Raw genomic sequence first — 16,108 nt, 5'->3', positions numbered from 1 at the left:
TCAGGCACGGACCACCGACGTCGACGCGAAGCCACGCAACCGCAAGCTGTTGCCGACCACGAACACCGAGCTGAAGGCCATCGCCGCGCCCGCGATCATCGGGTTCAGCAATCCCGCCGCCGCCAGGGGCAGGGCCGCCAGGTTGTACGCGAACGCCCAGAACAGGTTGCCCTTGATCGTGCGCAACGTGCGGCGGGACAGCCGGATCGCGTCGGCGGCCGCGCGCAGGTCGCCGCGGACCAGGGTGAGGTCGCTCGCCTCGATCGCGACGTCCGTCCCCGTGCCCATGGCCAGCCCGAGGTCGGCCTGCGCCAGCGCCGGCGCGTCGTTCACGCCGTCGCCGACCATGGCCACGACCCGGCCTTCGTTCTGCAGGCGCTTGACGACGGCCAGCTTGCCGGCCGGCAGCACCTCGGCGATCACCTCGTCGATGCCCACCTCCGCCGCCACCGCGCGGGCGACGGCCGCGTTGTCGCCGGTCAGCAGCACCGGGGTCAGCCCCAGCTCGCGCAGCTGGGCGACGGCCTCGGCCGACGTCGGCTTGACGGTGTCGGCGACCAGTAGGACGCCACGGGCCGCGCCGTCCCAGGCCACCGCCACCGCGGTGTGGCCCCGCTCCTCCGCCGCGGCCTTCGCGGCCGCGAGGTCGTCCGGCAGCGGTTGGCTCCAGTCCTCCAGCAACGCCGTCCGGCCCACCAGTACCGCGTGCCCCTCGACGATCCCCCGCACCCCGAGCCCGGCCACGTTCGTGAAGTCCTCGACCGCCGGGAGGTCGACGCGCTCCCGCGCTCCCCGGGCGATGGCGGTGGCGATCGGGTGCTCCGACGCGTCCTCCAGCGCCCCGGCCAGCCGCAACAGCTGCGCTTCGTCGACGCCGTCGGCGACGTGGACGCCGGCCAGGGTCATCCGGCCCGCGGTCACCGTGCCGGTCTTGTCCAGCACCACCGTGTCGACCCGGCGGGTCGATTCGAGGACCTCCGGCCCCTTGATCAGCACGCCGAGCTGGGCCCCGCGGCCGGTGCCGACGAGCAGGGCCGTCGGCGTGGCCAGGCCGAGCGCACACGGGCAGGCGATGATCAGCACCGCCACCGCGGCCGGGAACGCCGCCGCCGTGCCGGCGCCGGTGCCGAGCCAGAACCCCAGCGTGGCGGCGGCCAAGCCGATCACGATCGGCACGAACACCCCGGACACCCGGTCGGCCAGCCGCTGGACCTCGGCCTTGCCGCTCTGGGCGTCCTCGACCAGCTGGGCCATCCGCGCCAGCTGCGTGTCCGCGCCGACGCGGGTGGCGCGCACGACCAGCCGCCCGCCGGCGTTCACCGTCGCCCCGGTGACGGCGTCCCCCTCGCCGACCTCGACCGGCACCGATTCACCGGTGAGCATCGACGCGTCGACCGCGGACTTGCCCTCCTCGACCACGCCGTCGGTGGCGATCTTCTCGCCCGGCCGCACGACGAACCGGTCCCCCACCGCCAGCTCGGCCGCCGGGATCCGGACCTCGCCGCCGCCCCGCAGGACCGCGACCTCCTTGGCGCCCAGCTCCAGCAGTGCCCGCAGCGCGGCACCCGCGCGGCGCTTGGACCGCGCCTCGAAGTACCGGCCGGCCAGGATGAACGTCGTGACGCCGGCAGCGACCTCGAGATAGATGTCGCCCGCCCCGTCCGAGGGGGCGATCGTCAGCTCGAACGGGTGCACCATCCCCGGCGTTCCGGCCGTGCCGAGCAGCAGCGCCCACAGCGACCACGCGGACGCCGCGAGCACGCCCATCGACACCAGCGTGTCCATGGTCGCCGCGCCGTGGCGCAGGTTCGTCCACGCCGCCCGGTGGAACGGCCACGCGCCCCAGGTGACCACCGGCGCGGCCAGCGTCAGCGAAATCCACTGCCAGTACGTGAACTGCAGCGCCGGCACCATGGCCAGCAGGATCACCGGCACCGCCAGCACGGCACTGGTGATCAGCCGCTGCCGCAGCGGGCGCGCCGGATCGTCTTCGTCCACTTCGGACTCGACGGCCGGTTCCGGCCGCGGCAGCGTGGCGCGGTAACCCGCCGCCTCGACCGTGGCCACCAGCGTGCCCGGGTCGAGGCCCGCCGGAGCGCGCACGCGGGCTTTCTCGGTGGCGTAGTTGACCGCCGCGGTGACGCCGTCGAGCTTGTTGAGCTTGCGCTCGATGCGGTTGGCGCACGAGGCGCAGGTCATGCCGGCGATCGCGAGTTCGATCTCGGTCACCGGGCCGGACCCGGCCGTGGTGCTGGTCATGATCGTCCCCCTTCGCGGGTGGTGACGGTGAACTCGGCGGTGCGCACGACGTCGCCGTGCTTGAAGTCCAGGAACAGCCGGTAGGTCCCCGCGCTCGGGACCTCGGCGGCGAACTTCACCTGCGGGCCCGCGGCCGTCCTGCCGTCGCCGGGGGCACCGTCCGGGTGGACGTGCAGGTAGGCGAGATCGCCTTCGCGCAGCGCGACCAGGTGCCCGTACGCGGCGAGGTAAGGCTGCAGATCGGTGACCGGCACGCCGCCGCGGCGGACGGTCAGCGTCAGCGGCGACGTCTTCCCGGCCGTCAGCTCGCCGGCGAGCTCGACGGTGTACCCGTCGACCTGGGCCGTGCGGCTGGGCTCGTAAGTCGCCGGCTGGTAGGCGCCGGCGACCGACAGGTCCACGCCGAGGGTCATCGCCTTGCCTCCGGTCGGCGCGAAGTCGGCGAACGCGCGGTAGGAACCGGCGGCGGGCAAGGTCAGCGGGACGCTCCACGTGCCGTCCGGCGCCAGCTCCGGGTGGACGTGCCGGAAGCCGGAGGTGTCCCGGCGGACCACGATCAGGTGCAGCCTCTTCTCGTGTTCGACGTCGAACGCGGTGACGGGCTTCCCGTCCGGCCCGGTGATGGTGAACGAGAACCTTCCGGGCTCCGGCGCCGGGCCGGCGGTGAAGGTGTAGCCGTCCTGGCTCGACGCCAGCCCGCCCGGCAGTTCGCCGGCCGGAGCGGCCATGCCCGCGTGTTCGCCGCCCGGGTCACGGTGTTCGGTGGTCGCGGCCGAAACCGGGCCCGCGGTGTTGCCCACGGCGAATCCCCCGGCCGCCAGCAGGACGAGCGCCCCGCCGAACCCGGCCAGCCGTGCTGCGGTGTTCATGTCTGCTTCCCTCCGTGGCGCCGGACTACCCGGCGAGCGCGTACCCGGCCTTCTCGACGGCCGCGCAAACCTGCGCGTCGTCGACCGGCCGGTCGCTGGTGACGGTGACGGCCCCGGACGGCAGGTCGACCGCGACCTCGGTGACGCCGTCGAGGGCGCCGACCTCTTCGCTGACCGAGGCCACGCAGTGCGAGCAGGTCATGCCGGTCACGGTGTAGCGGCTGGTGCTCATGGGGTTCCCTTCGCTCATGCCGCCACAGTACCCCTAGGGGGTACCCGTATCAAGGCGGTCCCGGCCTCGTCGCACCGATGAGTTTTCCGGGCCGCCGCCGTCCATACCTGCGAGATCGACACCCAGGAGGACGCACGATGCGGAAACTGATCTTCGGCATGAACCTGACGCTGGACGGCTACATCGCCGCGCCCGGTGATGACATCGGGTGGAGCGGGCCGCCGAGCGACGAGCTGTTCCGGTGGTGGCTCGACCAGGAGCGGGCCAGCGAGCTGACGCTCTACGGGCGCAAGCTGTGGCAGACGATGAGCTCCTACTGGCCGACCGGCGACCAGCAGCCCGGCGCCAATCCGGCGGAGGTCGCCTTCGCGCGGAACTGGCGGGACATGCCGAAGGTGGTGTTCTCCTCGACGATCGACAAGGTCGACTGGAACACCCGCCTGGTCACCGGCGACGCCGTCGCCGAGATCACCCGGCTCAAGGCCGAGGACGGCGGCCCGATGAGCATCGGTGGCGCCACCCTCGCCGCGGCGGCCATGCGGGCCGGGCTGATCGACGAGTACGCCGTGGCCACCCACCCGGTCCTGGTGGGTGGCGGCACGCCCTTCTTCACCGCGCTGGACAGCTGGGTGAACCTGACCCTGGTCGAGACGCGGACCTTCCCCGGCGGCGTGGTGCTGACCCGGTACGAGACGCGGCGATGAGCACGGTCACAGCGTCGGCGGCAGGCCCAGCCAGGGTTTGCCGGCGGCCTCGAACCCGGTGAGCTCGGCGATCTTTCCGTCGACGACGTGCAGGAGCGCGACGGCGAACAGCCGGTGCTCCGGGTCGCCGGGGGCACGCAGGTACAGCACGGCGGCCGGCATGCGGTTGACCGTCGTGACCACCCCGCGCCAGTCGTCGTGGCCGCGCCGGAAGAGCCCGCCGGAGACCCAGCCGTCCACCGCGTCCCGGGCCGTCGTGCTCACGGTGGTCTGCCCGGGCAGCATCGCGAAGCGCAGGTCGTCGCGCAGCAGGGCCGTCAGCGCGTCGAGGTCGTTGCGCTCGTGGGCGTCGAGGTAGGACTGCACCACACCGCGCTCGTCGTCCGACAGCTCGTGGGTGGCCCGGCCGCGCCAGTCGAGGCGGCGGCCGGGCAGCTGCCCGCGCACCGTCACCCGCGCCCGCTGCAGGGCGCTGGTCACCGAGGCGACGGTCAGCTCGAGGACGTCGGCGACCGTGGCCGCCGGCCAGCCCAGGACGTCCCGCAGGATGAACACCGCCCGCTGCCGCGGCGGCAGGTGCTGGACGGCGACGATGAACGCCAGCTCGATCGTCTCCCGCGCCACCGCCGACTCCTGCGGGTCCTCGGGAAGCATCCGATCGGGGTACGGCTGCAGCACCTCCCAGGCCGCGCCCGGCAGCTCGGCCGGCACGGGGGTGCGGCCGTTGCGCTTGTCCAGGAAGTCGAGGCAGGCGTTCGTCGCGATCCGGTACAGCCAGGTCCGCCACGCGGCGTGCCCCTTGAACGACTCCCGCTTGTCCCACGCCCGCAGGAACGTCTCCTGGGTCAGGTCCCGGGCGTCCTCGTAGTTCGCGAGCATCCGGTAGCAGTGCACCTGCAGCTCACGCCGGTGCCGCTCGGTGAGGAGCGCGAACTGCGCGGCGTCGTCGGTCATGGTCGTGCATCCTTCCACCGGGATCAGGGACTACCCGAACTGACGATCGGGCGCCGGATTTCTGATCGGTGGGGCCGCCGGCGCAGGGCCCACTCGGCCACGCCGAGGTTGAGCACCCAGCCCGCCGCCATCAGCATCGCCCGGGTGCCCTCGCCGGGCACGCCCACCAGCAGGGCCCACGGGAGGTGCGTCAGCACCTGCGTCCCGGCGCCCAGCCCGATCGCGTATCCGCGGGTCATCCACACCCGGTGCCGGCGGACGTCCCGGCGGCGGACGGCGACCGTGGCCAGCACGATCGCCACCGCCATCGCCGTGCCGAAGAACAACCGGAACACCGCGAGGAGGTCGCCGTCGCCCGGCGGGAGGTCGGAGAACAGCGTCAGCCACAGACCGGACAGGGCCGCGACCAGCCCGCACGGAACCAGCAGCCGCCCGGCGAGCCGGTGCCAGGTGGGCCGGCGCCGGCGCAGGGCCGGCACGAACTGGAACGCTCCCAGGACGCAGAAGGCGCTCGCGCCGAAGATGTGCAGCACGACGGGCAGCGGCATGGCGAAGAACCGTGCGTTGTCCGCGGTGACCCGCGCGCCGCCGGCCAGCTCGGCCACGCGCGCGGAACCGGCGGCCACCGGGACGGCACTGAGCAGGAGCAGTCCCGCCGGGACGAGCCACTCCGGTCTCTTGGTGGGCAGCAAGGGAAACCCCTCTCGGAGGTCGGGCACGGACGTGTTCGCCCAGCATGACCGCCGGCGGGCCGCGGCTCATCGGTCCACGGGCCGGATCTCGACCGGCCCGAAGTACGGCCCCGTTCTAGTACTTTCGGCGCGGCGCGGGTGCCGCCTTGGGGACGCGGCGGGTTTCGTAGGCCCAGATGGCGATCTCGACGCGGTTGCGGGCCCCGAGCTTCGCCATCAGGCTCGCGATGTGGGTCTTGACCGTGCTGAGCGTGATGTAGAGCTCCTCGGTGATCTCGCGGTTGGTCCGCCCGCGCGCCACGCTGAGCAGGACCTGTTCTTCGCGGTCGGTGAGGGGTTCGACGGGCTGGCTCGGCGCCTCGGATCCGGTGCCCGCGAAGGCGTCGAGCAGCCGCGCGGTGACGCTGGGCGCGATCAGGGCGTCGCCGCTCGCGGCGGCGTGGACGGCCTGGGCGAGCAGCTGCGTGCCGGCGTTCTTGAGCAGGAACCCGCGCGCGCCCGCCCGCAGCGCCGCGTAGACGTACTCGTCGAGGTCGAACGTGGTGATGACGACGACGGCGAGCGGGTCCTCGACGCCCGGCCCGGCCAGGCGGCGGGTGGCCTCGATGCCGTCGGTGCCGGGCATGCGGATGTCGAACAGGCACACGTCCGGACGCAGCCGCCGGGCCAGCTCGACGGCCGCCTCGCCGTCGGCGGCCTCGCCGACGACCTCGATGTCCGGCTGGGAGTCGAGCAGCATCGTCAGGCCGGTGCGGACGATCTCCTGGTCGTCGGCGACGAGCACGCGGATGCTCATGCCACCGCCCCGCCGCGGGGCAGGACGGCGGTGACGGTCCACCCCCGCCCCGGGTCCGGGCCCGCTTCGCAGGTCCCGCCGAGCAGGCCGGCCCGCTCGATCATCCCGGCCAGCCCGTAGCCGGGCGAGGGCGCCGGGCGCACGAGGCCGGGCTCCCCGTCGTCGCTCACGCGCAGCCGGACCGCTTCGTCGTCGGCGGTGACCCGGACCTCGATCCGGGTCACGTGCCGGGCGTGGCGCCGGGCGTTCGTGACCGATTCCTGGGCGAGGCGGTAGATCGCGCTCCCGATCGACGGCGGCAGGTCGCCGACGTCACCGGAGACCGTCACGTCGACCGACGGCCGGGCCCGGCTCGCGAGCCGCTCCAGATCGGCGATCCGCGGGTTCGGGGCGAGGTCGGCCGGCTCGTCGCGGCGCAGGACGCGGACCATGGCGCGCATCTCGTCGAGCGCCCGCGCCGCTTCGGCTTCGATCAGCTCCAGCGCTTCGGCCGCGGCGGCCGGCCGCGTCGGCATCATCGCGAGGCCGGCCTGGGCGCGGATGGCCATCGCCGAGACGTGGTGGGCGACCGTGTCGTGCAGATCGCGGGCCAGCCGTTCCCGCTCGAGCAGCTTGGCCTGGTCCAGCTCCCGCAGCCGCGCCCGGGCGCGGTAGCGCAACGCCGCGGCCAGCGTGACGGCCGCGAACAGCACGACCATCCCGCCCGCCGCGTCCGCGGCGCTCTCCTGCCCGAGTGCAACCGACAGACCGGTCTCGGCCAGCACGAACCCCAGGCCGAGCACGATCTCCCGGCCCGCACCCCACCGCGCCAGCGAGTACGCCAGGAGCAGCAGCCCGGCCGTCGCGTACGCCGACGGGGCGGCCCCGCCGGTCAGCAGCATGACCACCGACGTCGTGCCGAAGGAGGTGAGGAACATCGGGAACGGCCTGGTCCGCCGCCACAGCAACGTCGGCGCCAAGGCGGCGACGACGAGCACGGAGACGACCCGCCACGGCATGTCCGGCCGGAACAGACCCTCGGCGGCCACCGCCGTCCCGAGCACCCCGAGCAGCGCCCAGTCCCGCCACACCCGCGACGGCGGATCGGGCGGCCGGGGTTCGTCCCACAGCGAGCGGAGCACAGCGGTCACCCGCTGATGGTACGAAAGGACCGGGCGGCCCAGATCGCCCGAAAGTACGACCCGGCGTCGCCGTTCAGCGCGCCCGCACCCGCCGCCTCGCAGGCACGGGTAGCCCGGCAACGGGCGCGGGGAGGTCAGCGGATCCCGGAGAACCGGGTCAAGCGTTGTTAACCTGGGATTCACCGGTGCATCACCGGGTGAGGCGACCAGGCGAGGTTGGTGGACGTGCCCGACGAACAGTCCGTGGAACTCGTACCCCGGTCGGTGGCCGAGCTCGCCGCCGACCCGGCCTGGACGGTCACCCGCACCGGCACGACCGGTCACTGGCTCACCGCCGAACGGGTCGTCGAGGGCAACGGGCAGCGCCGCCTCATCGGCCTGACCCCCATCCGGCCCGGCACGGTCGCGCTCATGCTGTGGTCCGGCGGTGAAGTCGTCGAGCACCTCCGGAGCACGGAAGCCGAGGCCTGCGCGACGGCACACCGGTGGATCGAGGAGCTGCTCGCCGAAGAGTCCTGAGCGAGCGGCCGGCCGCGCCCTTGCCGGCGCGGGCTCCGAAGATCCTGAAGGCCGCCTTTGAGGTTTTTCGCAGCCGGGGACGTCATGGTCTGCCCAGACGATCCGCCAGCCTCGAAGGGGAGCCCCGAATGTCACGCACCGCGTTCACCCGGTTTCTGACCGCCGTCCTGGCCGCCGCGGCGGTGGTCTCGGTCGCGGCCACGCCGGCGTCGGCAGCGACGGCCCAGGATGTGGTCGGCCTGGCCAGAGCCAACCTCGGCAAGCACTACTGCGACACCAACAGCCTCGGCACCCGCGGCTACGAGACCAGCTGCAGCGCCGAAGCCTGGTGCGCCGACTTCCTCAAGTGGGTGTGGCGCAACGAAGGCCTCAAGATCGACGGCCTGACCGCGGGCGCGGGCTCGTTCTACCTCTACGGCCGGCGCAACGGCACCCTGCACGCCGACGCCGGTTACGTGCCGCAGCCCGGCGACGCGGTGGTCTACAACTTCAACGGCGTCGACTACGCCGACCACGTCGGCATGGTCACCGCCGTCGACGCGGACCGCCACATCCAGGTGATCAACGGCAACTTCGGCGACAGCCCGACCACCTCGACGGTCGCCTACTCGTCCGGCTACGGCCAGGTCGGCGCCACCATCGCCGGCCAGCGCATCAGCGGCTTCGTCAGCCCGGTCGGCCTCACCGCCCCCGTGCCGGCGACCGGTCCCGGGATCTCGGTGGGGTCCGACGGGACGCAGATGGTGTTGAGCACCAAGGGCAACGGGACGGTGTTGGCGAAGCAGGGCATCGGACTCTACGGCTGGACGGTGGAAACCGACCCCGGGGTGAAGAAGGTCGCGACCAACGGCGGCGTCCAGATGATCCTGATGAAGGACGGGACCGTGCTGGCCAAGGACAGCATCGGGCTCTATGGCTGGACCGTCGAAACCGACGCCGTCGTCAGCGACATCGCCGTCGGATCCGACGGGACCCAGATGATCCTCGACCGCTCCGGCGTGGTGTCGGCGAAGAAGGGCATCGGTCTCTACGGCTGGACCGTGGAAACCGACGCCGTGGTGAAGCAGATCGCCACCAACGGCGGCGTGCAAATGATCGTCGACAACACCGGCACGGTGCTGGCCAAGAACAGCATCGGCCTGTACGGCTGGACGACCGAAACCGACGCGGTCGTCAGCAAGATCGCCGTCGGCTCCGACGGCACCCAGATGATCCTCGACCACACCGGAGTGGTGTGGGCGAAGAACACCATCGGCCTCTACGGCTGGACCTTCGAAACCGACGCCGTCGTCACCGACATCGCGGCCGGATCCGACGGAACCCAGATGATCCTCGACCGCAGCGGCGTCGTCTCGGCCAAGAACACCATCGGCCTTTACGGCTGGACCTTCGAGACCGACGCCGTCGTGAAGCAGATCGCCACCAACGGCGGCGTCCAGATGATCCTCGACAACACCGGCACGGTCCTGGCCAAGAACGGCATCGGCCTCTACGGCTGGACCGTCGAATCCGACCCGATCGCCTGAGAGCGCGGAGACCCGAGATGACCATGAGAACCTGGTACCGCAACGCGCTGCTGCTGACCGCCGCAGCCGCGCTTTCCCTCACCGCCACCGATCCCGCACTCGCCGCCCCGCCCGGCAGCCCGCCCGTCATCGCCGACGCGGCGCGCGACGGGGCCATCCCGACCGACCTGCAAGCCGCCGACACCGGCTTCATCGACGTCGCGGGTCCGGCCGCGCAACCGGGCCAAGCCGAGTTCGGGGTACCGGCGTCGGTCACCGTCGCCCAGGCGATCCAGGAGTCCGCCTGGGGCCAGGCCGCGCCGGGCAACAACTACTTCGGCATCAAGTGCGGCAGCGGCGGCCGTGGCCCGATCGCGACCGGCTGCCAGGACCTGTCCACCACGGAATGCGATCCGAACTGCCACACCGTGATCGCGTCGTTCCGCGTCTACGCCTCCATGACGGACTCGTTCCGGGACCACGGCCTGTTCCTGCGTTCGAACTCCCGCTACCGGCCGGCGTTCGACTACACCGGCAACCCCGACCAGTTCGTCCGCGAGGTCGCGAAGGCGGGGTACGCCACCGATCCCGCCTACGCCGACAAGATCATCGGCCTGATGCGGACCTACGACCTGTACCGGTTCAACGTGCCGGCGACCGGCCCCGGGATCTCCGTCGGATCCGACGGGACGCAGATGCTGTTGAGCACCAAGGGCAACGGGACGGTGCTGGCGAAGCAGGGCATCGGACTCTATGGCTGGACGGTGGAAACCGACCCGGGCGTCAAGAAGGTCGCGACCAACGGCGGCGTCCAGATGATCCTCATGAAGGACGGGACCGTGCTGGCGAAGAACGGCATCGGGCTTTATGGCTGGACCGTCGAAACCGACGCCGTCGTCAGCGACATCGCCGTCGGGTCGGACGGAACCCAGATGATCCTCGACCGCACCGGTGTCGTTTCAGCGAAGAAGGGGATCGGTCTCTACGGCTGGACGGTCGAAACCGACGCCGTGGTCAAGCAGATCGCCACCAACGGCGGCGTCCAGATGATCGTCGACAACACCGGCACGGTGCTGGCGAAAAACACCATCGGCTTGTACGGCTGGACGGTGGAGACCGACGCCGTCGTCAGCAAGATCGCCGTCGGCTCCGACGGAACGCAGATGATCCTGGACCGCACCGGGGTGGTGTGGGCGAAGAACACCATCGGCCTCTACGGCTGGACCTTCGAAACCGACGCCGTCGTCACCGACATCGCGGCCGGATCCGACGGAACCCAAATGATCCTCGACCGCAGCGGCGTCGTCTCGGCCAAGAACACCATCGGCCTTTACGGCTGGACGGTGGAAACCGACGCCGTGGCGAAGCAGATCGCGACCAATGGTGGGGTCCAGATGATCCTGGACAACACCGGCCGGGCGCTGGCCAAGAACGGCATCGGCCTCTACGGGTGGACCGTCGAGTCCGATTCCGTCGCCTGAGCCGCTCCGCGGTGACGGACTGAGCAGTGCGAGCGGGTCCCGCTGCCCTCCTGAGCAGCGGGACCCGCTCTCGCTCGTGCCGGGACGCCTCAGAACACCTGGTAGGAGTCGACGATGCCGACCGGGTTCCAGCCGGCGTCCCGGCACGCGGGGTTGCACGACCAGTCGAGGTCGTAGGATCCCGTCTTGGTGAGGGCGCCGTCGGACGTGTGCACCGTGACCGTCCCCGACCAGTAGTCGAGCGTCACGATGTCCAGGTTGCCGTCGCCGTTCATGTCCCCGAGCCCGACCGGCTCGGCGCTGCCCCAGGAGATGCCCCACCCGAACGGAACCGGGGCGCTGGTGACCTGGCCGGCCCCGTCGAGCAGCCAGAAGCCGGTGCGAAGAAGGTTGGAGTTCGCCCAGGCGATGTCGGCGTCGCCGTCGTTGTCCATATCGCCGACGCCGATGACCTGCCAGTCCCTGGCGCAGACGGCGTTGCACGACGACCCGCTGATCCACTGCTCGCCGATGACGTGCCCGGCCCCGTCGAGCAGCCACGACGCGAGCGCGCCCCGATCGGAGTTCTCCCACCAGAGGATGTCGTCGTAGCCGTCGTCGTTCATGTCCGCGAGCGCGACCGGCCCCCACTTCCCCGAGCATCCCGCGCAGGGCCGGTCGACCAGCGTGCTCCCCATCCGGCTGGTGTCCGCACCGGTCCAGATCCGGACCTGCCCGCTGCCGGGATCCCAGGAGAGCAGGTCGTGCTCCTTGACGATCCGCGGTCCGGCGAACCGCACGTGCGCCCGGCTGACCGCCACGATTCCGGCCCGGCCCCACACGTCCCCGCGGCGCGGGCACGTGCCCCAGGTGGCGCAGTTGTACGGCCAGATGGACTGCCCGAGGACCGTAGTGGAAGAACTGGTGCGCCACATCCCGACCTGGCCGGTGGAGGCGGTGGCGGGCTGCTTGTTGTTGCTCCACAGCACACCGCTGGCCGGAGGCGCCGCGTCGGACGGTGGGGCGGCGATGAGCAGGGCCGCCAGGGCGAGAACGGTGAGCGTCAAGGCGCGCAGCGGTCCTGTCATGCCTGTCAGTATGCGGCACGAAGAACAAGCGACGCTAAATTCCGTCTTCTCCGGCGAGCGCCCGATAAACCGGCCGAAGCAGCTCCACGACATCCTCGCCGTCCGTGGTGATCGCGAACGGTGGCACCTGGTTCAGCAGCGCGTCCGACGGCGTGCGCGGTCCGTGCAGTGGTGCCGCCCCGCCCAGGCCCGGTGCCGGGCCGCCGGCGAAGAACGTGTCCATGACTTCGGCCAGCGCCGGGGACCGGTCGGCGGGGTCGAGGGGCTCGGCCGAGATGAGCCGGTTCTTCAGCTCCTCCAGCACCATTTCCTTGTTCCGGCCGCGCAGGGCCAGCACGGTGAACGGGTCCTCGCCGACCCGAGAAACGAGCGCGGCGAACACCGCGTTCAGGTGGCCGCACGGCACCTCGGGGTCCGGGCAGGTGCAGTCCAGGGACACCTCCCGCGCCGAAGACGGGAACAACGGCAGCCGGACCGCCTTGAACGTCTCTTCGACGTCACGGGGCAGCTCGCCGCCGAGCAGCTGGACCGTGGTCGACGCCTTGGCCGCCAGGGCATGGGTGATCGCCGCCCAGTCCGCCTTGCCGAACGCCGTCAGCCCGATCCGCACCTGGTGACTCCGGCCGTCCCGCACCTCGGCGTCGACGCGTCCGGCGCCGACCTCCAGCGCAACGACGTCGCCCCGGCCCTTCGCGGGCAGGAGGACACCGATCGCCGTCAGCGCCCGGATGAAGCGGGCCGGCCACCACGGCAGCGGCTCAGTCATCGATCGCCTCCTCCCCCAGCGCGAGCACTCCGCGCAGCGCGTCCGTGGACAGTTCGGTGAGCCGGCTGTCCCCCTCGCCGACCACCAGTCCTGCGAGCGCGCGCTTCTGGTCGATCAGCGTGTCGATGCGGTCCTCGATGGTGCCGGGGCAGATGAACTTCCGCACCTGGACGGTGCGGTGCTGCCCGATCCGGAACGCCCGGTCGGTCGCCTGGTTCTCCACGGCCGGGTTCCACCAGCGGTCCAGGTGCAGGACCTGGCCGGCGGCGGTCAGCGTGAGCCCGGAACCGCCGGCTTTGAGCGACAGCACCAGGACCCGCGGCCCGTCGCCGGACTGGAAGCGGTCCACGATCGCGTCCCGCGCCCCCTTGGCCAGGCCGCCGTGCAGGAACCCGACTTCGGTGCCGAGCCGGTCCGCCAGGTGCGGCACGAGCAGGTGCCCGAACTCGGTGTACTGCGTGAAGCACAGCGCCCGGTCACCCGACGCCAGGATCTCCGCCAGGACCTCTTGGAGGCGGCTGACCTTGCCGGACCGGTCCCCGAGCGGGGAGCCGTCGTGCAGCAGGTGCGCGGGGTGGTTGCAGACCTGCTTGAGTTTCGTGATCGCGGCGAGGATGTTGCCGCGGCGCTTGATGCCTTGGCTGTGCTGGATCTTCGTCATCATCTCGTCGACGATCGCGCTGTAGAGCGTGCCCTGTTCGCGGGTGAGCCGGTATTCCTGCCGGATCTCGATCTTCTCCGGGAGCTCGGGAACGATCACGGGGTCCGTCTTCACCCGGCGCAGCAGGTACGGCTGCGTGATCCGGCGCAGAGCGGCGGCCGTGGCGGTGTCGCCGGTGCGCTCGATCGGAGCCGCGAACCGTTGCCGGAACTCGAACCTGCTGCCGAGCAGCCCCGGGTTGAGCAGGTCCAGCACCGACCAGAGGTCCGCCAGCCGGTTCTCCACCGGGGTGCCGGTCAGCGCGAGCCGGTGCCCGGCGGGGAACCGCCGCACCGCCTTGGCCGTTGCGGTGTCGGCGTTCTTGATGGCGTGCGCTTCATCGAGCACCAGGCGCCGCCAGCCGAACTTCGCGAGCTCACCGGCGTCACGGGTGGCGGTGGCGTAGGTCGTGACGACGAGGTCGGCCGCGGCGACCTGCGCGGCGAGCGCGTCCCCGTGCGCGCGGGCACTGCCGTGGTGGGCGTGGACCCGCAGGTCCGGGGCGAAGTTCGCCGCCTCCCGCTGCCACATGCCGACCAGCGACATCGGGCACAGCACCAGCGTCGGCCGCCGATCGCCCCGCGCCCGTTCGACGGCCTCGAGCGCCAGCGTCTGGACGGTCTTGCCGAGGCCCATGTCGTCGGCCAGGCACGCACCGAGCCCCAGCGCCGACATGAACGCCAGCCAGGCGACCCCTCGCTGCTGGTAGGGGCGCAGCGTGGCGCGGAACGACGACGGCAGCTCGACCGGTCGCAGCGCCTCCTGGACCCGGCCGGACAGGACGTCCCCGACCCAGCCGCCGGCCCGGACGTCGGTCACCGGGAGCGGTGTCTCCCGCCCCGGGTGGACGAGCTCCAGCAGGTCGGCCGCGGTGGGGCGCGGGGTGCTCCGGTGCGGGTCGCGGCGCAGGAATTCGAGACCAGCGCGAAGACGGTCGGCGTCGACGCTGATCCACCTGCCGCGCAGCCGCACCAGCGACGACTTCGCCGCGACGAGCCGGGCCAGCTCTTCCTCGCCGATCTCGTCGTCGCCCACCGCGACCGACCAGCGGAACGCGGCCAGTTCGTCGCGGCCCACCCGGGCGACGACCTGCTCGGAGGGCGTACTGCGGACGGACAGGCGCAGCCCCAGCCGGCGCCGGCCGTCCCAGGCGGCCGGGAGCTGCACCTCGAACCCGGCTTCGACCAGCCGGTTGGCCTCCGAGATCAGGAACTGCTCGGCTTCTTCGAAGCTCAGGTCGTACTCGGACGGCCGGGTCCGACGCAAGGCCGGCGCCAGCATCGGGGCCACCAGCGCGGCCCGGCCGAGCTCGGCGACCAGCAGTCCCTTCGGGTCCCGGACCAGCCCGTGCGCCTCGCCCGACCAGATCTGCCCCGCCGACAGCAGCAGGCTCGGATCGGCGGTGGCCCGCAGGAGGAACTGCAGCTGCCACTTGGTGCCGTCGCCGGTCTGGTCGTCGGGGTCGTCCGCGTCCGGCTGCCTGAGGGTGCCGACTTCGGCCAGCCGGAAGCACGCCCGGCCGTCGACGACGTCGGTGTCGGCGACCTCGTCCCACTTCGCGACGGCGTCGGCCAGGACACCCAGCTCGTCCAGCGGCAGTTCGACGCGGGGAGCGCCGCCCTGCAGCGCGGACAGCCACACCCCGGTCACGCCCCGGCCCCCGGCCAGGTCGACGGGCGGATCGGCGCGCGCCAGCCGGTCCCGGACCGCGGCGTCGACCAGGGTGTGCAGGGCATCGGTGACGAGCGCGCGCGGCGAGGCCCCGGTCAGCGGCGCGATCTGTTCGGCCCGTCCGACCGGCGGCATGGCCGCGACCAGGGCGTCGAACGCGACGAAATCCACGCCCTGCAGCACCGGGCGCCAGCGGGCCTCCGCCGCGTCGCCCTGCCGGACCAGCGTCGGCAGCACCCGCCCGCGCCGGACCAGGTCCGCGGCCAGGTGGGCCACCGCCCGCAGGTGGGTGACCGAGGCGCCGTAGGAGGCCGAGTCGTCGAGGTCGTCCAGCTCGGCCGCGTCGACGATCAGCGCGGGCACCGACCACGGCCGCAGTGACGGCGCCGGGCCACGCCGCCGGCCGTCCGCGGCCGGTTCGGAAGAGGCGAGCGGCCGGTTCGCCCGCGACGGCAGCAGGACCGTCGCCGAGGCGGGCTTGCCGGGGTGCAGGGCGGTCAGGTGCGCGCCGGAGACCGCGAACGGGTGCGGCAGCGCGATCCGCGCCGAACGGCTCGACGTGCCGGCCGGGCCGCCGTCGCGCTCCGCCCAGAGCAGCAGACCCCGGCCCGGCGACCACAGCGCGTGCACCAAGGGCAAGGTCTGGAGCTCCTTCGTCCGGGGTCCGGGTTCCGCCCCGATCGTCGCACGCGCCCGGATCTGGGCCGGCCGCGGTGCGGTCTTCGATCAGGCGGAGGTGCTCGCGCACCGCGGTGAAGGCACGGGTTGGCTA

General features: G+C 72.3%; 14 protein-coding genes. 4 read left to right on the top strand and 10 right to left on the bottom strand.

Going from position 1 to position 16,108, the window contains the following annotated elements; all coding sequences use genetic code 11:
* Genes H5965_RS22250 through H5965_RS22240 form a run of 3 tightly spaced genes read right to left on the bottom strand, consistent with a single transcriptional unit; the run spans nucleotide 1 to nucleotide 3,360 of the window.
* Entirely contained in the window at nucleotides 1-2,259 is a 2,259-nt protein-coding gene (locus H5965_RS22250; RefSeq protein WP_310971971.1) for a heavy metal translocating P-type ATPase, read from the bottom strand.
* Nucleotides 2,256-3,128, bottom strand: coding sequence for a hypothetical protein (locus H5965_RS22245; RefSeq protein WP_310971970.1), 873 nt, complete (start codon nucleotides 3,126-3,128; stop codon nucleotides 2,256-2,258). The genes H5965_RS22250 and H5965_RS22245 overlap by 4 nt, the downstream gene beginning before the upstream one ends.
* Before the next feature lie 25 nt (nucleotides 3,129-3,153).
* On the bottom strand, nucleotides 3,154-3,360 hold the full coding sequence (locus tag H5965_RS22240; protein WP_310972037.1) for a heavy-metal-associated domain-containing protein: 207 nt from the start codon (nucleotides 3,358-3,360) through the stop codon (nucleotides 3,154-3,156).
* A gap of 137 nt (nucleotides 3,361-3,497) precedes the next feature.
* Between H5965_RS22240 and H5965_RS22235 the strand changes: the two genes are divergently transcribed.
* The gene (locus H5965_RS22235; RefSeq protein WP_310971969.1) at nucleotides 3,498-4,064 is read left to right on the top strand and encodes a dihydrofolate reductase family protein; all 567 of its coding nucleotides are present in this window, start codon (nucleotides 3,498-3,500) and stop codon (nucleotides 4,062-4,064) included.
* 6 nt (nucleotides 4,065-4,070) lie between these two features.
* Here H5965_RS22235 and H5965_RS22230 read toward each other — a convergent pair whose 3' ends face one another.
* From H5965_RS22230 to H5965_RS22215, 4 genes are all read right to left on the bottom strand, one after another.
* Nucleotides 4,071-5,018 (bottom strand): RNA polymerase subunit sigma-70, encoded by a 948-nt coding sequence (locus H5965_RS22230; RefSeq protein WP_310971968.1) that lies wholly within the window; start codon nucleotides 5,016-5,018, stop codon nucleotides 4,071-4,073.
* 23 nt (nucleotides 5,019-5,041) lie between these two features.
* On the bottom strand, nucleotides 5,042-5,710 hold the full coding sequence (locus H5965_RS22225) for a DUF2306 domain-containing protein (RefSeq protein ID WP_310971967.1): 669 nt from the start codon (nucleotides 5,708-5,710) through the stop codon (nucleotides 5,042-5,044).
* A 115-nt stretch (nucleotides 5,711-5,825) separates the two neighbouring features.
* Nucleotides 5,826-6,506, bottom strand: coding sequence for a response regulator transcription factor (locus H5965_RS22220; protein WP_310971966.1), 681 nt, complete (start codon nucleotides 6,504-6,506; stop codon nucleotides 5,826-5,828).
* Complete coding sequence (locus H5965_RS22215; RefSeq protein WP_310971965.1) at nucleotides 6,503-7,636, bottom strand: histidine kinase; 1,134 nt, start codon at nucleotides 7,634-7,636, stop codon at nucleotides 6,503-6,505. The genes H5965_RS22220 and H5965_RS22215 overlap by 4 nt, the downstream gene beginning before the upstream one ends.
* A gap of 216 nt (nucleotides 7,637-7,852) precedes the next feature.
* Here H5965_RS22215 and H5965_RS22210 point away from each other — a divergent pair, with 216 nt between their 5' ends.
* The 3 genes from H5965_RS22210 (at nucleotide 7,853) to H5965_RS22200 (ending at nucleotide 11,132) form a co-directional block, all read left to right on the top strand.
* The gene (locus tag H5965_RS22210; RefSeq protein ID WP_310971964.1) at nucleotides 7,853-8,146 is read left to right on the top strand and encodes a hypothetical protein; all 294 of its coding nucleotides are present in this window, start codon (nucleotides 7,853-7,855) and stop codon (nucleotides 8,144-8,146) included.
* A 128-nt stretch (nucleotides 8,147-8,274) separates the two neighbouring features.
* Nucleotides 8,275-9,672, top strand: coding sequence for a CHAP domain-containing protein (locus H5965_RS22205; protein WP_310971963.1), 1,398 nt, complete (start codon nucleotides 8,275-8,277; stop codon nucleotides 9,670-9,672).
* A gap of 17 nt (nucleotides 9,673-9,689) precedes the next feature.
* A complete protein-coding gene (locus H5965_RS22200) occupies nucleotides 9,690-11,132 on the top strand; it encodes a glucosaminidase domain-containing protein (protein WP_310971962.1) in 1,443 nt (480 codons plus the stop codon).
* An 89-nt stretch (nucleotides 11,133-11,221) separates the two neighbouring features.
* Here H5965_RS22200 and H5965_RS22195 read toward each other — a convergent pair whose 3' ends face one another.
* From H5965_RS22195 to H5965_RS22185, 3 genes are read right to left on the bottom strand one after another with little or no spacing between them, the layout of a single operon-like run.
* Nucleotides 11,222-12,199 carry a VCBS repeat-containing protein gene (locus H5965_RS22195; RefSeq protein ID WP_310971961.1) on the bottom strand — a complete coding sequence of 326 codons (978 nt, stop codon included), beginning with the start codon at nucleotides 12,197-12,199 and terminating at the stop codon, nucleotides 11,222-11,224.
* Nucleotides 12,200-12,233: 34 nt separating this feature from the next.
* On the bottom strand, nucleotides 12,234-12,965 hold the full coding sequence (locus H5965_RS22190; RefSeq protein ID WP_310971960.1) for a hypothetical protein: 732 nt from the start codon (nucleotides 12,963-12,965) through the stop codon (nucleotides 12,234-12,236).
* A complete protein-coding gene (locus H5965_RS22185; protein ID WP_310971959.1) occupies nucleotides 12,958-15,975 on the bottom strand; it encodes a DEAD/DEAH box helicase in 3,018 nt (1,005 codons plus the stop codon). The genes H5965_RS22190 and H5965_RS22185 overlap by 8 nt, the downstream gene beginning before the upstream one ends.
* Between the last annotated feature and the right edge of the window lie 133 nt (nucleotides 15,976-16,108).

It is taken from the genome of Amycolatopsis sp. 505 (assembly GCF_031625235.1).
Classification (GTDB): domain Bacteria; phylum Actinomycetota; class Actinomycetes; order Mycobacteriales; family Pseudonocardiaceae; genus Amycolatopsis.
The sequence above is the reverse complement of the archived record's forward strand: the minus strand, read 5'-3'. Positions and strand labels throughout refer to the sequence as shown.

Excerpts from the sequence above, each read along its gene's own strand:
- H5965_RS22250 (WP_310971971.1), bottom strand. The coding sequence starts at position 2,259 with ATGACCAGCACCACGGCCGGGTCCGGCCCGGTGACCGAGATCGAACTC.
- H5965_RS22245 (WP_310971970.1), bottom strand. The coding sequence starts at position 3,128 with ATGAACACCGCAGCACGGCTGGCCGGGTTCGGCGGGGCGCTCGTCCTG.
- H5965_RS22240 (WP_310972037.1), bottom strand. The coding sequence starts at position 3,360 with ATGAGCACCAGCCGCTACACCGTGACCGGCATGACCTGCTCGCACTGC.
- H5965_RS22235 (WP_310971969.1), top strand. The coding sequence starts at position 3,498 with ATGCGGAAACTGATCTTCGGCATGAACCTGACGCTGGACGGCTACATC.
- H5965_RS22230 (WP_310971968.1), bottom strand. The coding sequence starts at position 5,018 with ATGACCGACGACGCCGCGCAGTTCGCGCTCCTCACCGAGCGGCACCGG.
- H5965_RS22220 (WP_310971966.1), bottom strand. The coding sequence starts at position 6,506 with ATGAGCATCCGCGTGCTCGTCGCCGACGACCAGGAGATCGTCCGCACC.
- H5965_RS22205 (WP_310971963.1), top strand. The coding sequence starts at position 8,275 with ATGTCACGCACCGCGTTCACCCGGTTTCTGACCGCCGTCCTGGCCGCC.
- H5965_RS22200 (WP_310971962.1), top strand. The coding sequence starts at position 9,690 with ATGACCATGAGAACCTGGTACCGCAACGCGCTGCTGCTGACCGCCGCA.
- H5965_RS22195 (WP_310971961.1), bottom strand. The coding sequence starts at position 12,199 with ATGACAGGACCGCTGCGCGCCTTGACGCTCACCGTTCTCGCCCTGGCG.
- H5965_RS22190 (WP_310971960.1), bottom strand. The coding sequence starts at position 12,965 with ATGACTGAGCCGCTGCCGTGGTGGCCGGCCCGCTTCATCCGGGCGCTG.